Annotated in this window: 13 protein-coding genes; 6 read left to right on the top strand and 7 right to left on the bottom strand. The window is 64.5% G+C overall.

The genetic code is table 11. The features are described from left to right. Positions 1-8 precede the first annotated feature (8 nt). Complete coding sequence (locus tag ACQKPE_RS03755) at positions 9-1,025, bottom strand: 1-aminocyclopropane-1-carboxylate deaminase (RefSeq protein WP_427663427.1); 1,017 nt, start codon at positions 1,023-1,025, stop codon at positions 9-11. Positions 1,026-1,205: 180 nt separating this feature from the next. Here ACQKPE_RS03755 and ACQKPE_RS03750 point away from each other — a divergent pair, with 180 nt between their 5' ends. Then, entirely contained in the window at positions 1,206-1,715 is a 510-nt protein-coding gene (locus ACQKPE_RS03750) for an Lrp/AsnC family transcriptional regulator (RefSeq protein WP_427663426.1), read from the top strand. Between the two features lie 27 nt (positions 1,716-1,742). Here the strand turns inward: ACQKPE_RS03750 and ACQKPE_RS03745 are convergent, their stop codons facing one another. From ACQKPE_RS03745 to ACQKPE_RS03735, 3 genes are all read right to left on the bottom strand, one after another. Further along, entirely contained in the window at positions 1,743-2,999 is a 1,257-nt protein-coding gene (locus tag ACQKPE_RS03745) for a dihydrolipoyllysine-residue acetyltransferase (RefSeq protein ID WP_427663425.1), read from the bottom strand. 101 nt (positions 3,000-3,100) lie between these two features. Then, complete coding sequence (gene mdeB, locus ACQKPE_RS03740) at positions 3,101-5,809, bottom strand: alpha-ketoglutarate dehydrogenase (RefSeq protein WP_427663424.1); 2,709 nt, start codon at positions 5,807-5,809, stop codon at positions 3,101-3,103. A gap of 42 nt (positions 5,810-5,851) precedes the next feature. Beyond that, positions 5,852-6,304 carry a transketolase gene (locus tag ACQKPE_RS03735; RefSeq protein WP_427663423.1) on the bottom strand — a complete coding sequence of 151 codons (453 nt, stop codon included), beginning with the start codon at positions 6,302-6,304 and terminating at the stop codon, positions 5,852-5,854. 384 nt (positions 6,305-6,688) lie between these two features. Between ACQKPE_RS03735 and ACQKPE_RS03730 the strand changes: the two genes are divergently transcribed. The 5 genes from ACQKPE_RS03730 to ACQKPE_RS03710 all read left to right on the top strand — a co-directional run bounded on the left by ACQKPE_RS03730 (position 6,689) and on the right by ACQKPE_RS03710 (position 11,189). Then, complete coding sequence (locus ACQKPE_RS03730; protein WP_427663422.1) at positions 6,689-7,084, top strand: DUF2384 domain-containing protein; 396 nt, start codon at positions 6,689-6,691, stop codon at positions 7,082-7,084. Beyond that, positions 7,081-7,608 carry an RES family NAD+ phosphorylase gene (locus tag ACQKPE_RS03725; RefSeq protein ID WP_427663421.1) on the top strand — a complete coding sequence of 176 codons (528 nt, stop codon included), beginning with the start codon at positions 7,081-7,083 and terminating at the stop codon, positions 7,606-7,608. Before ACQKPE_RS03730 ends, ACQKPE_RS03725 begins: the two co-directional genes overlap by 4 nt. A 175-nt stretch (positions 7,609-7,783) precedes the next feature. Continuing rightward, the gene (locus tag ACQKPE_RS03720; RefSeq protein ID WP_427663420.1) at positions 7,784-8,173 is read left to right on the top strand and encodes a nuclear transport factor 2 family protein; all 390 of its coding nucleotides are present in this window, start codon (positions 7,784-7,786) and stop codon (positions 8,171-8,173) included. A 69-nt stretch (positions 8,174-8,242) separates the two neighbouring features. After that, a complete protein-coding gene (locus ACQKPE_RS03715; RefSeq protein ID WP_427663419.1) occupies positions 8,243-9,742 on the top strand; it encodes a purine-cytosine permease family protein in 1,500 nt (499 codons plus the stop codon). Between the two features lie 13 nt (positions 9,743-9,755). Beyond that, positions 9,756-11,189, top strand: coding sequence for an aldehyde dehydrogenase family protein (locus tag ACQKPE_RS03710; RefSeq protein ID WP_427663418.1), 1,434 nt, complete (start codon positions 9,756-9,758; stop codon positions 11,187-11,189). A 76-nt stretch (positions 11,190-11,265) separates the two neighbouring features. Here the strand turns inward: ACQKPE_RS03710 and ACQKPE_RS03705 are convergent, their stop codons facing one another. From ACQKPE_RS03705 to ACQKPE_RS03695, 3 genes are all read right to left on the bottom strand, one after another. Beyond that, a complete protein-coding gene (locus ACQKPE_RS03705) occupies positions 11,266-11,535 on the bottom strand; it encodes a hypothetical protein (protein WP_427663417.1) in 270 nt (89 codons plus the stop codon). A gap of 183 nt (positions 11,536-11,718) precedes the next feature. Continuing rightward, a complete protein-coding gene (locus ACQKPE_RS03700) occupies positions 11,719-11,961 on the bottom strand; it encodes a DUF2790 domain-containing protein (RefSeq protein WP_427663416.1) in 243 nt (80 codons plus the stop codon). Positions 11,962-12,139: 178 nt separating this feature from the next. Then, a partial coding sequence (locus ACQKPE_RS03695; RefSeq protein ID WP_427663415.1) for an efflux RND transporter permease subunit occupies positions 12,140-14,171 on the bottom strand: 2,032 nt, incomplete at its 5' end.

Here is a 14,171-nt window from a genome sequence, read left to right as displayed (position 1 = left end):
GGGGTCAATCAACCATTGCGGAACAGGAAGCTGTAGGCGTTCAGCGCCGGCACCCCACCCAAGTGTGCATACAGCACCTTGGAGCCCTCCGGGAATTCGCCACGGCGCACCATCTCGATCATCCCGTGCATCGACTTGCCTTCATAGACCGGGTCGGTCAGCACGCCCTCCGTGCGAGCGCACAGACGAATGGCCTCCAGCGTGCCATCGTTGGGCAAGCCGTACTCGGGGTAGGCGAAGCGGGTGTCGAGCACCACGTCGTCTTCGGTGATCTCGCGGCCCAGGTCGACCAGCTCTGCGGTGTGCCGTGCGATACGCAGGATCTGCGCCTTGGTCTGCTCGGGCTTGGCCGAAGCGTCGACACCAATCACCCGCTGCGAACGACCATCGGCGGCAAAGCCCACCACCATGCCGGCCTGGGTACTGCCAGTCACCGAGCACACCACGATGTAGTCGAACGTGAAGCCCAGCTCGGCCTCCTGCTGGCGCACCTCCTCGGCAAAGCCAACGAAACCCAGGCCGCCATAGTGGTGCTCGGAACAACCCGCCGGGATCGGGAACGGCTTGCCACCGGCGGCACGCACATCCGCCATGGCCTGCTCCCAGCTGGGACGGATGCCGATGTCGAAGCCCGCGCTGTCCAGCCGCACGTCGGCGCCCATGATCCGCGACATCTCGATATTGCCGACCCGGTCGTACACCGCATCGGAATAATTCACCCAGTTCTCCTGCACCAGCACGCACTTCATGCCCAAGTGCGCGGCCACCGCCGCCACCTGGCGGGTCTGGTTGGACTGGATGCCGCCGATCGACACCAAGGTGTCGCAGCCCTGCTCGATGGCCTCGGGGATCAGGTACTCGAGCTTGCGGGTCTTGTTGCCGCCGAAGGCCAGGCCACTGTTGCAGTCCTCACGCTTGGCATACAGCTCGACCTTGCCGCCCAGGTGCTCGCTCAGGCGCTTGAGCGGGGTGATCGGCGAGGGGCCGAAGGTCAGCGGGTAACGTTTGTAGCGACTCAGGTTCATGGCATGGCTCCTTGTTGTTCGAGGTATCCAAGCACTGGGACGAAGGGAAAAAGCGGCGTGCTTCGATGGCTTCCATGCTAAGAAAAAACCTGAAAATTCGGGTTGCAAGTTTCAGCACAAATAAGAACTATTGATTCGCAGTAACACCCTTACAAAACTCTTTGTTGTGAATAAAACCAGATGAAAGCAACAAATGATCGAGACACAAGCAAGCGAAAGGCTCCAGAGCCCATCACGCTTGATCGCACCGACCGCGCCATCCTGCACACCCTGCAACAGGACGCCTCGATCTCCAACGTGGCCCTGTCCGACAAGGTGAAGCTCAGCGCCCCGGCCTGCCTGCGGCGTGTCGAGCGCCTCAAGCAGGCCGGGTTGATAAAAGGGATCGTCGCGCTGCTGGACAGCGAAGCGCTGGAAGCGGGCATGGTGGTGTTGATCGGCGTGGTGCTGGACCGCTCCACCCCGGAATCCTTCGCGGCTTTCGAGGCGGCCGCGCAGAAGGTTTCCGGGTGCATGGAGTGCCATGTGGTGACGGGGGAGTTCGACTACTTCATGTTGCTACGCACCAAGGACAGCAACAGCTTCAACCGGCTGCATGCCGAACAGTTGCTGTACCTGCCGGGGGTGCGGCAGATCCGGTCGTTCATGGGGTTGCGCCAGGTGCTGTCGACCACGCGCATACCGCTCTAGATCGCGTCGCGGCCTTCGCGCCACGAGTTACAGCAACATCCGCCGATAGTCGCCCAGCAAGCGCACCAGGCAGGCATTGAAACGCCCCGCCTCTGCCCCGTCGATCACCCGATGGTCCCAGCTCAGGCTCAGCGGCAGCATCAGGCGTGGCACCGGCCCGCCCGCCTCCCACGCCACTACGGTTCGGCTCTTGCCCACGCCGAGAATGGCCACCTCCGGCGCGTTGATGATCGGCGTGAAATAACTGCCACCGATCCCACCCAGCGACGAAATCGTGAAGCATCCGCCAGTCATCTCGGCGCTACCCAGCTTGCCCTCGCGCGCCTTGGCCGACAGCTCGGCCATTTCCGTGGCGATTACCAGCACGCCCTTCTTGTCGACATCACGAATCACCGGCACCACCAAACCCTGCGGGGTGTCGGCGGCGAAGCCGATATGGCAGTACCCCTTCAGCACCAACTCATCGCCCTCCAGGCTGGCGTTGAAGCTGGGAAACTCGGCCAGCGCCACGCTGCATGCCTTCATCAGCAGCGCCAGCAAGGTCACCTTGGTACCCTTGCCTGCGAACTCCCGGTTGAGCTGTTGGCGGAAAGCCTCCAGCTCGGTGATGTCGGCATCGTCATGGTTGGTGACATGGGGAATGGTCACCCAGTTGCGGTGCAAGTTGGCGCCACTGAGCTTGCGAATGCGCGACAGCGGCTGGCGCTGCACCGGGCCGAAGCGGGCGAAGTCCACCTGGGGCCAGGGCAGCAGCCCTTCCAGCAGGCCGCCACGCGGGCTAGCGGCAGGCGCTTGATCGAGCATCCGTGCATGCACATGCCCATGCACATCGGCCTTGGTGATACGGCGGCGCGGGCCAGTCCCGGTAACGCCTGAGAGCGTGACACCCAGCTCGCGTGCCAGCTTACGCACCGAGGGTGAGGCGAACGGCAATTGGCTGTCCACCGGTGCTGGTATCGGCGCGGGGCTTGGCGCGCTGTCCACCTGGCGCTGCACGCTGGGCATTGGCTCGACCTGTGGCTCAAGCACCGGCGCGACACTGGCCACACCCTCGAGCAAACCAATCAGGCTGCCCTCGCTGACCTTGTCTCCCACCATCACACTCAGCGCCCGCAGCACCCCGGCCCAGGGCGCGGGAACCTCCATGGCGGCCTTGTCGGTCTCGACCACGATCAACGGCTGCCCGTCGCTCACCGACTCACCGGCACTCACCAGCAACTCGATCACCGCCACCTCTTTGTAGTCGCCGATATCCGGCACGCGAATTTCCTGGGAACTGCTCATGGCGTTACTCCATGCGAACGGGGTCGCCGCGCGGGCGACCGCTCGGAACAAAACGTAGGGAAAATGACGGCGGGCAACCCACCGTCAGTGGGGCAATGCGCTTAGCAGTTCCAGGGCGCCGGGGCGTCGACCTCGATGGCGTAGCGCGCGATGGCCTCGGCGCACACCTGCGCTGGCAGCACGCCTTCGGCCACCAGGCTGGACAACGCCGCCAGCACCACCTGGCGCCGGTCCACCTCGAAGAAGCCGCGCAGTTGCTCGCGGTTGTCGCTGCGCCCGAAGCCATCGGTGCCCAGGGCCACGAAGCGGTCCTGCAGGTACGGCGCCACCAGGTGCGGCCAGGCGCTGACGTAGTCGGTCGCGGCAATCACCGGCGCGCCCGCTGGCAGGCACTGGCGCAGGTGGCTGGTGCGCGGCTGCTCCAGCGGGTGCAGGCGGTTCCAGCGCTCCACCTCGCGGGCATCGCGGGCCAGCTCGCTGAAACTGGTGGCGCTCCACACCTCGCAGGCCACGTTCCAATCCTGCGCCAGCAACTGCGCGGCGGCCTGCACCTCACGCAGGATGGTGCCCGAACCAAGCAGCCGCACACGCCCCTTCGGCGCCTGCGCGGCATGTTCTTCCAGGCAGTAGAGGCCACGAATGATGTCGTCCTCGACGCCACTGGGCAGGCTGGGCTGAGGGTAGTTCTCGTTCATCAGGGTGACGTAGTAGAACGCATCCTCCTGCTCTTCGAGCATGCGCCGCATGCCGTGGTCGAGGATCACCGCGAACTCGCCGGCAAAGGCCGGATCGTACGCCCGGCAGTTCGGCACCGTGGACGCCAGCAGCAGGCTGTGGCCGTCCTGGTGTTGCAAGCCCTCACCACCCAGGGTGGTGCGCCCGGCGGTGGCGCCCAGCAGGAAGCCGCGGGCACGCTGGTCGGCGGCAGCCCAGATCAAATCGCCGATGCGCTGGAAACCGAACATCGAGTAGTAGATGTAGAACGGCAGCATCGGCAGGCCATGGGCCGAATAGCTGGTGGCCGCCGCTACCCAGGAACTGATGGCCCCCGCCTCGCTGATGCCTTCCTCGAGAATCTGCCCGTCGAGGGCTTCGCGGTAGCAGAGGATCGAGCCGATATCCTCGGGCTCGTACTGCTGGCCGACGCTGGAGTAGATGCCGATCTGCTTGAACAGGTTGGCCATGCCGAAGGTACGCGCCTCGTCGGCCACGATGGGCACCACGCGCGGGCCGAGGGTCTTGTCCTTGAGCAGGCCGCCGAGCATGCGCACGAAGGCCATGGTGGTGGACATATCCTTGCCCTCGGCCTGGGTGGCGAAGGCGCCATAGGCAGACAGCGGCGGCACCGCCAGGGTTTCGCCATGGCGTGGGCGCGACGGCAGGTAGCCACCCAAGGCCTGGCGGCGGGCGTGCAGATAACGCATCTCGTGGCTGTCGTCGGCGGGCTTGTAGAACGACAGGGTCTCGACCTGCTCGTCGCTCAGCGGCAGGTTGAAGCGGTTGCGGAAGGCGATCAGCGCCTCGCGGTCGAGCTTCTTCTGCTGGTGGGTGGTCATCTTGCCCTGCCCGGCCTCGCCCATGCCGTAGCCTTTCTTGGTCTGCGCCAATACCACGGTGGGCCGACCATCGGTTTGCAGGGCGGCAGCGTAGGCGGCGTGGATCTTCACCATGTCGTGGCCGCCACGCTTGAGGCGGTCGATCTGCTCGTCGGTCAGGCCTTGGGCCAGGCGCGCCAGGGCTTCGCTCTGGCCGAAGAAGTGCTCGCGGTTGTAGCGGCCATCCTTCGCGGCGAAGGTCTGGAACTGGCCGTCGACGGTGCTGGACAACGCCCGCACCAGCTCGCCCGAGGCGTCGCGGGCGAACAGGCCGTCCCAGTCCGAACCCCATACCAGCTTGATCACCCGCCAGCCGGCGCCGGAGAACAGCGCTTCGAGCTCGTCGATGATGCGCCCGTTGCCGCGCACCGGGCCGTCCAGGCGTTGCAGGTTGCAGTTGACCACCCACACCAGGTTGTCCAGCCGCTCGCGGGCGGCCAGGGTGAGCGCCGACATGCTTTCCGGCTCGTCCATCTCGCCGTCGCCGAACACGCCCCATACGCGGCGCTCGCCGGTCTGTTGCAAGCCGCGGTGCTCCAGGTAGCGCATGAAGCGCGCCTGGTAGATCGAGCTGATCGGGCCGATGCCCATGGAGCCAGTGGGGAACTGCCAGAAGTCCGGCATCAGCCAGGGGTGCGGGTAGCTGGAAAGGCCCTGCACACCGGCGCGGCGGGCGCTGATTTCCTGGCGATAGTGTTCCAGGTTGCTCTGGTCAAGGCGCCCTTCGAGGAAGGCCCGGGCATACACGCCCGGCGCCGAGTGCGGCTGGAAGAACACCAGGTCCGAAGCGCCCGGCTTGCTGCTTGCGCGGAAGAAATGGTTGAAACCCACTTCGAACAGGTCGGCGGCGCTGGCATAGCTGGCGATATGGCCGCCCAGCTCGCCATAGGCCTGGTTGGCCCGCACCACCATGGCCAGGGCATTCCAGCGCATGATCGAGGCCAGGCGCTCCTCGATGGCCAGGTCGCCGGGGAACACCGGCTGCTGGTCCACGCCGATGCTGTTGACGTAGGGCGTGCCGTGGGGTGGCTGCCAGTCGATCGGCGCTCGCCGGGCGAGCACTGTCAGCATGTCGAGCACCTGCCTGGCCCGCTCCGGGCCATCGTGCTCGACCAACGACAACAGCGCCTCGCGCCACTCCTGGAGTTCTACAGCATCGATTTCGTCTACCTGGAACACTTCGGCCAGACGGCCAGCGGCTTCTTGCTTGCTCATGACAGCGACTCGACCTCGGTATTGTTCTTGTTGGAATGGGGTTCAGGGCGCGAAGCGCTCCTCGAGAATCGTCTTGACCAGTGACCTGGCCACTTCCACTACCCGCACGACCTGCTCCTGCGCCTCGCCTTGGGCGGCCAGCGCAGGCTCCAGTTGCAGGCAACGCAGCTCGTGCCCGCACACCGACCCCAACCAGGCAAGGCGTACCGAGCCATCGCTTTCCAGGTCGAGCAGGTAGCAGCGCTTGGACACCGCCCGCAGCAGTTCGCTGGCCTGGCATTCGCCTGAGGCGTGGGCAACATCGGTGGCCAGCCAATTGGCCTGCAGGCCTTCCATGTCTTCCACCCGCAGGTGAGCGACCTCGTTCCAGTCGGCGATGGCGGCCTCCAGGCCTTGGCTGACGTCCTCTGCCAGCGCAGTGCTGGACACGATCACCACTGCCACCTCACGCGACGGTTCTTTCAGCCATCTTGCAAACTTGGAAATCGCCAGCATCGCTTGCTCCCTTTTGTTCGGGTTTGCGCTCACGGGGTCTGTATAAAAACGATACTCAGCAGATGAAGGAATTTCACACCTATTATTCGGACGTTTCAGGTAAATGTTTCCGATTTGCTACATAGTCTGGGTCGAAAACGAAATATTCATTGAGTCTTCAGGTATGCCAATTCGCACAAGCATGAGCTGGATCCGCGCACACTGGTTTCGGGCCGGATAAGAACACTGGCGCCCTCTCCTGATCCCTACCCCACAAGACCCTGCGACGTTGTATACGAACAATCGAATCGGGGGGTGGGGCTGGCGAGAATCAAGAGCTTGATTTGTGCTTATTTTGTGCGAAAATTATCCTCATAATCGACGCAAGTCACTCGGAGGTCATCAATGACCAGCAACGCATTATTGGAAATTCGCCCGACCAGTTTCGAAGCGTTGATGGAGTCGCTTCGTGAGGTGAACCGGGTGATGTTTTCTCCCGAGCGGTTCCTGAAAGTGTTTTCGATGGACCAGCAGACTTTCGCCTCGCGCGCCCACGTGCACCGCAACACGGTGCGCAACGCACCTGAGTCGGAGAAGATCCAGGCCTACATTCGCGACGCGGTTCGGGTGCTGCGTGCCGTGACCGACATGGGTACCGACATGACCAAGGCCATCTTCTGGTTCAAGAACGAACCCTTGTCGGTGTTCGATTACAAGACCGCCGAAGAGATCGTCAGCGAAGGCAGGACCGAGGCGCTGATCGCCTTCTTGCAATCCTGGGAAGCCGGCGCCCAGGGATGAAAATCACTCACCTGGAAAACCTCGACTGCTACCGCATGCACACACCGAAGTGGGCCATTACGCCCACTTCGGGCGCTGGTGCTGCAAGCCAGGGTGGCCGTGCCAATCGTAAGGGGCTCGAGGCGCTATACCTGTCCCTCGAACCCGAAACGGCCATCGCCGAATTCCAGCAGGGCAGCCCGTTTCTCCCGCCGGGCTTGCTGGTGAGCTACTCGCTCACGCTTAACCGTGTGCTCGACTTCACCAATGGTTACCACGAGAGCTGGCCAAGCATCTGGAAAGACTTTTTCTGTGACTGGCGAAAAATTCGCTTCAACGAGGGCGTCGAACCACCCAGTTGGCTAATCGGCGACCTGGCGTTGGAGGGCGATTATGCTGGCATTCTCTTCAGTTCCATCGCCAACCCGGGCGGTAGAAACCTGGTGATCTATACCGACCAATTACCTCTGCACGGCACCCTCGCTGTCAATGACCCCCATGGTGACCTGCCCAGTAATCAATCCTCTTGGAATCACAGCCAATAACCCTTGGGCTTACCCACGCGCCGGCGGCACTTGTAGCAACTGGCCACTTGATCGGTCTGAGCTCCATTTGGTTCACAAATTCCTGAACTGATTATTTATCCCCAGCGATTTTTCCTACCCTCGCTCCTCTCCAGAATCCCCTCACCATAATCACAATAACCGTGAGGCCACTCCCGTGGACCAGACCCTCCAGGTACGCCAGGCAGCCGCCGACCTCGTCGCCGCCTTCGCCAGCAACGACAGCACCCGCTACTTCGCCTGTTTCAGCGAAGACGCCACCTTCCTCTTCCACACCCTGCCCCAGCCGTTGCTATCACGCCGCGCCTACGAGCAGCTGTGGGCGCAGTGGCAGGCCGAAGGCTTCGCGGTGCTCGGCTGCCAGTCGAGCAATGCACAGGTGAGCCTGCAAGGCGAGGTGGCGATCTTCATGCACGACGTGGCCACGCGCCTGCGCATCAATGACGAGGAACTTGCCCTGGAGGAACGCGAGACCATCGTGTTTCGCCGTGTCGGCGAGCGCTGGCTGGCCTGTCACGAGCACCTGTCGGTCGCCTCGCCCGCCTGATATTTCGACCGCGGCCTTGCCGCACTGCCATCGCACCTACAACCACAACGAATCGCGCTGGAGCCCACCATGAGCCACTCGACCGGTATCGAGACCAATGGCGTCGAACAGATCCCCGACGACCAACGCCACGCCACCCCGCTGGACCTGTTCCGCCTGATCTTCGGCGGTGCCAATACCTTCGCCACCGCCGTGCTCGGCAGTTTCCCGGTGCTGTTCGGCCTGTCGTTCCAGGCCGGGGCCTGGGCGATCGTGCTGGGGGTTGCGGTCGGCGCGCTGATCCTCGCGCCCATGGGCCTGTTCGGAGCACTCAACGGCACCAACAACGCGGTGTCCTCGGGTGCGCACTTCGGCGTGCACGGGCGTATCGTCGGCTCGTTCCTGTCGCTGCTCACCGCCGTGGCGTTCTTCTCGCTGTCGGTGTGGAGCTCGGGTGATGCGCTGGTCGGCGGCGCCAAGCGCCTGGTAGGCCTGCCGGAAACCGACATGACCCTGGGCCTGGCCTACGGGCTGTTCGCCGTGCTGGTGCTGGTGGTGTGCATCTATGGGTTTCGCTTCATGCTGTGGGTCAACAAGATCGCCGTGTGGGCCTCAAGCCTGCTGTTCCTGCTGGGTATCTTCGCCTTCGCCGGGCCCTTCGATGCGGGCTTCGCTGGCAGCGTGAACCTGGGCCAGGCGGGTTTCTGGGCCGCATTCGTGGGCGCTGCGATCCTGGCCATGAGCAACCCGGTGTCGTTCGGTGCCTTCCTTGGCGACTGGTCGCGCTATATCCCGCGTGAAACCCCCAAGGCGCGTATCATGCTGGCGGTGATCGCCGCCCAGGCCGCGACCCTGATTCCATTCCTGTTCGGCCTGTGCACCGCCACCCTGGTGGCCAGCCAGGCGCCGGACTACATCGCCGCCAACAACTACGTCGGCGGACTGCTGGCAATCTCGCCGACCTGGTTCTTCCTGCCGGTGTGCCTGATCGCGGTGATCGGCGGCATGTCCACCGGCACCACCGCGCTGTATGGCACCGGGCTGGACATGTCCAGCGTGTTCCCACGCCTGCTCAGCCGCGCCGCTGCCACCTTGCTGATCGGCGTGCTGGCCATCGGTTTCATCTTCATTGGCCGCTTCGCCTTCAACCTGGTGCAAAGCGTGTCGACCTTCGCCGTGCTGATCATCACCTGCACCAGCCCCTGGATGATCATCATGATCCTCGGCCTGATCACCCGCCGCGGCTTCTACCACGCCGACGACTTGCAAGTGTTCACCCGCGGCCAGCGCGGCGGCCACTACTGGTTCCTGCACGGTTGGAACTGGCGCGGCATGGGCGCGTGGTTGCCCAGCGCCGCCGTAGGCCTGTGCTTCGTCAACCTACCGGGACAATTCGTCGGCCCCCTGGGCGAGCTGGCGGGCGGTATCGACCTGAGCCTGCCGGTCACCCTCGGCATCGCCGCCGTGCTGTACCTGATCCTGCTCAACCTGTTCCCTGAACCTGCTGGCGTCTATGGCCCGAAAGGCCCGCGCTGGGTGCGCTGCAAAAGCGCGCCGACAACACCTGTGACCACCGCCGAAATGGCCTGACCGGATACCGACCATGACCACACCCCACTACATCGACGGCCACTGGGTAGAAGGCCAAGGCAACGACTGCATCACGGTCAGCGACCCTTCCCTGGGGTTGCCGTTCGCCGAACTGATGTCGGCCAGCAGCGCCCAGGTCGACCAGGCCGTACGTGCCGCCCGCGCGGCCCTGCCCGCCTGGAAAGCCACCGCCCCTGCCGAACGCGCGGCCCTGCTACGTGGTTTTGCCGAGCAACTCGGGCAGCGCCGCGAAACGCTGATCGCCCTGCAGATGCGCAACAACGGCAAGCCGCGCCACGAGGCCGAGATCGACCTGGACGACGCCATCGCCACCTTCGCCTACTACGCCGAACTCGCCGAACAACTGCCGCAGAAAAACCGCGGCGTGCCGCTGGCAGCGCCGGGTTTCAGCGCCCGGACGCGCCTGGAGCCGGTGGGCGTGGTCGGCCTGATCGTGCCGTGGAACTTCCCGTTGGTGACCAGCGCCTGGAAGCTCGCCCCGGCCTTGGCCGCTGGCTGCACCGTGGTGCTCAAGCCGTCCGAGGTCACCCCACTGGTCGAACAGGCCTATGGCGAGATCGCCCAGGCCTTGGGCCTGCCCGCCGGGGTGCTGAACATCGTCAACGGCAAGGCCGAGACCGGCGCGGCGCTGAGCAGCCACAACGGTTTGGACAAGCTGTCGTTCACCGGCAGCAATGCCGTGGGCAGCCAGGTGATGCGCAGCGCCTCGGCGCAGTGCCGCCCGGTGACCCTGGAGCTGGGCGGCAAGTCGGCGATCGTGGTGTTCGACGACTGCGACCCGGACCAGGCGGTGGAGTGGATCGTCGCCGGCATTACCTGGAACGCCGGGCAGATGTGCTCGGCCACCTCGCGCCTGCTGGTGCAGGAGGGTATCGCCGACACGCTGCTACCGCGTCTGCAAGCGGCGCTGGAACAACTGCGCGTAGGCAACCCGCTGGCTGAAGACGATGTGGTCATGGGGCCGCTGACCAGCCAGGCACAGTGGCTGAAGGTTGCGAGCTACTTCGCCACTGCCCGCGAGGAAGGCCTGAAGTGCCTGGCAGGCGGCCAGGCGCTAGCGCGCGATGGCTGGTTCGTCGCGCCCACGCTGTATGTGGATGTGCCGCAGAGCAGCCGCCTGTGGAGCGAGGAAATCTTCGGGCCGGTGCTGTGCGCGCGGCGCTTTGCAACTGAAGAAGACGCCATTGCCCAGGCCAACGACAGCCGCTTCGGACTGGTGGCCACCGTGTGCAGCGCCGACCTCGACCGTGCAGAGCGCGTGGCCGATGCGTTGGAGGTGGGGCACGTGTGGATCAACTCGGTGCAGGCGGTGTTCGTCGAGACATCGTGGGGCGGCACCAAGGGCAGCGGTATCGGGCGGGAACTGGGGCCTTGGGGGTTGTCGGCGTACCAGTCGGTGAAGCATGTGACGCGTTGCCTGGGGTGAGTTAGATACTGACTTGGCGTAACGCAACAGCCCCGACATTTGCCGGGGCTGTTGCGTTTTGGGCCAAGCGTGGGGATCAAGCGCGCTGCTGGATTTCCCGCAGGCGATCTGCACCACCTTCGGCGACGCGTTGGCCAGCAGGAGTGCGCTCGTAACCACCTTCAGCGACACGCTGGCCGGCTGGGGTACGCTCGTAGCCACCTTCAGCGACACGCTGGCCGGCTGGGGTACGCTCGTAGCCACCTTCGGCGACCACTGGCTGCTGTGGCTTGCTGCTGACGGCGAAAGCGCTGGCGCTGGTAGCGATCAGGGTGGCGCTGAGGATCAGGGTAGTGATCGATTTCATGGTGGCGGCTCCAAAGTGTCCAAGTGCGATTCGGTTGAGTGGGGTGCCCTTGCTGCATGGGTTTAGATTAAGTTTCCCAATCGATTGGCGTTATCTGATTAGTGCCGCCGTTTTGCCTGATCCTGTCGCTGTTCAATCGGTGTTGCCGGGGCTGCGCGGCAGCCCCATTCCCAGGGCCGTTGATCAGTTCTGGTTGGCGTTGATGGCTGGGCGGATGTAGCTGACCTTCTGCACCTGGCCGTCGCTGTCGCGGTAGGTCAGGGTGGCGGTGCTGGCGTGGCCGGTGGTGGCCTTGGCGTCGACCGAGATCACGTGGTCGATGTCCAGGTCCATGCCGTACTGGTACGGGGTGGCGGTCTGGGCGAAGGTGCTGACGCTGGTGCCGAGGGTGAAGGTGGCGATGGCGATGGCTTTGCTGAAGGTCATGATCGTTCTCCGGTATCGTTGGGTAGTGGTGTCAGCGACTGTCGCTGCTTGAGACGTATATTGCGCGATAATATTTAGTGCGCAAAATATAATTCTACTATCGCCGTGATTAGCACAGCGCATCAGCGAGACTTTCTGCCGCCGCCCCTCTCTGCGTGGGAGCGGCCGCACAATGCCCTCAGGCAGCTTCCCCCCGCAGCACCTCACCCCGCTGCGCCCACTTGCGCACCGCCACATAGAACACCGGCGTCAGGAACAACCCAAACAACGTCACCCCCAACATCCCGCCAAATACCGTCACCCCCGTGGCGAACCGCACCTCGGCACCCGCGCCGTGCCCCAGCAGCAACGGCACGGAACCGGCGATGAACGCCACCGACGTCATGATGATCGGCCGCAAGCGCAGGTGGCAGGCCTCCAGCGCCGCCTGCACCGGGCTCATGCCGCGGTGCATTTCCAGCTCGCGGGCGAACTCGACGATCAGGATGGCGTTCTTGCACGCCAGCCCCATCAGCACCACCAGCCCCACCTGCACGAACACGTTGTTGTCACCGCCACTGAGCCACACCCCCAGCAACGCCGCGCACATGCACACCGGCACGATCAGGATCACCGCCAATGGCAGGCTCCAGCTCTCGTACAACGAGGCCAGCACCAGGAACACCAACAGCACCGCTACCGGGAACACGATCAGCGCCGCATGGCTCTGGTTGACCTGCTGGTAGCTGAGGTCGGTCCACTCAAGCTCGATGCCGCGCGGCAAGGTACGCTCGGCGATGCCTTGCAGCACCTCGATCACCTGCGCCGACGACAGCACGCGCGGGTCGGAGTCGCCAATCACATCGGCGGCCGGGAAGCCGTTGTAGCGGATCACCGGGTCCGGGTCGAAGGTCGGCACCACGGTGACCATCGAGCCGATCGGCACCATCTCGCCTTGGTCGTTGCGCGTGCGCAGCGCGGTGATGTCCTCGGCCTGCTGGCGCGCCGAAGCCTCGGCCTGGACCATCACCCGGTAGACCCGGCCGAACTGGTTGAAGTCGTTGACGTAGACCGAGCCGAGATAAGCCTGCAAGGTCTCGAACAAATCGTTCAAAGCCACACCCTGCGCCTTGGCCTTGCTACGATCGACGCGCACTTCCAGCTGCGGAATATTGGCCTGGTAGGAACTCACCGGGAAGGTCATGCCCGGCGTGCTGGCCACCTCGGCGGTGAACGCCTGCAAGGCCTGCTGCAACGCGCCATATCCAAGCCCCGCGCGGTCCTTGAGGTACAGCGAATAGCCCGAGCCATTGCCCAGCCCCTGGATCGGCGGCGGCATCAGCGCATAGGCGAAACCATCGCCGATGGCGGCGAAGCGTTCGTTGAGCTCGGCGTTGATCGATGCCGCGCTGCGGCTGCGTTCGCCGAACGGGTCGAGGATCACGTAGGAGGCAGTGACGTTCGGCGTATTGACCGTCTGCAAGGCGTTGAAGCCCGCATAGCCAGGCACGTAGGCCACGCCCTCGACCTCGCGGGCGATCTCACCCAACTTGCGAGTCACCTCGGCGCTGCGCTCAAGCGATGCGCCTTCCGGCAGCTTGGCGCCGGCGAACAGGTACAGCTTGTCCTGGGTCGGAATGAACCCGCCGGGCACGCTGTTGAACAGCCACGCCGTGGCCCCGAGCAAGGCGAAGTACACCACGAACACCGCGCCACGCCGCCCCAGGGTGCGTTGCACCGTGCCCTGGTAGCGCTGCGAGGCGCTGCCGAACCCTCGGTTGAATCGCGCGAAGAAACGCCCAAGCAGCGCGTCGATCACCCGGCTCAGGCGGTCGGGTGCCGCGCCGTGCGGGCGCAGCAGGCGCGCCGCCAGGGCAGGGGAAAGGGTCAGCGAGTTGATCGCCGAGATCACCGTGGAAATCGCGATGGTCACCGCGAACTGCTTGTAGAACTGCCCGGTGACACCATCGAGGAAGGCCATCGGCACGAACACCGCGCACAGCACCAGGGCAATGGCGATGATCGGCCCGGACACCTCGCGCATCGCCTGGTGCGCTGCCGCCAGCGGCTCCAGGCCCTCGGCGATATTGCGCTCGACGTTCTCCACCACGACGATGGCATCGTCCACCACGATGCCGATCGCCAGCACCAGGCCGAACAGGGTCAGGGTATTGATCAGCAGCAGGCGCCGCAGGATGTAAGCCAGCATGTCAGTTCGCCTCGTCCTGGGC

The organism is Pseudomonas sp. NPDC089554, assembly GCF_050280645.1.
Classification (GTDB): domain Bacteria; phylum Pseudomonadota; class Gammaproteobacteria; order Pseudomonadales; family Pseudomonadaceae; genus Aquipseudomonas.
Note: the sequence above shows the minus strand (reverse complement) of the source record. Positions and strands in the feature narration are given on the sequence as shown.

What these genes read in the sequence shown, in the direction of transcription:
- ACQKPE_RS03755 (WP_427663427.1), bottom strand. Translation starts at nt 1,025, where the DNA reads ATGAACCTGAGTCGCTACAAACGTTACCCGCTGACCTTCGGCCCCTCG.
- ACQKPE_RS03750 (WP_427663426.1), top strand. Translation starts at nt 1,206, where the DNA reads ATGAAAGCAACAAATGATCGAGACACAAGCAAGCGAAAGGCTCCAGAG.
- ACQKPE_RS03745 (WP_427663425.1), bottom strand. Translation starts at nt 2,999, where the DNA reads ATGAGCAGTTCCCAGGAAATTCGCGTGCCGGATATCGGCGACTACAAA.
- mdeB (WP_427663424.1), bottom strand. Translation starts at nt 5,809, where the DNA reads ATGAGCAAGCAAGAAGCCGCTGGCCGTCTGGCCGAAGTGTTCCAGGTA.
- ACQKPE_RS03735 (WP_427663423.1), bottom strand. Translation starts at nt 6,304, where the DNA reads ATGCTGGCGATTTCCAAGTTTGCAAGATGGCTGAAAGAACCGTCGCGT.
- ACQKPE_RS03730 (WP_427663422.1), top strand. Translation starts at nt 6,689, where the DNA reads ATGACCAGCAACGCATTATTGGAAATTCGCCCGACCAGTTTCGAAGCG.
- ACQKPE_RS03725 (WP_427663421.1), top strand. Translation starts at nt 7,081, where the DNA reads ATGAAAATCACTCACCTGGAAAACCTCGACTGCTACCGCATGCACACA.
- ACQKPE_RS03715 (WP_427663419.1), top strand. Translation starts at nt 8,243, where the DNA reads ATGAGCCACTCGACCGGTATCGAGACCAATGGCGTCGAACAGATCCCC.
- ACQKPE_RS03710 (WP_427663418.1), top strand. Translation starts at nt 9,756, where the DNA reads ATGACCACACCCCACTACATCGACGGCCACTGGGTAGAAGGCCAAGGC.
- ACQKPE_RS03705 (WP_427663417.1), bottom strand. Translation starts at nt 11,535, where the DNA reads ATGAAATCGATCACTACCCTGATCCTCAGCGCCACCCTGATCGCTACC.
- ACQKPE_RS03700 (WP_427663416.1), bottom strand. Translation starts at nt 11,961, where the DNA reads ATGACCTTCAGCAAAGCCATCGCCATCGCCACCTTCACCCTCGGCACC.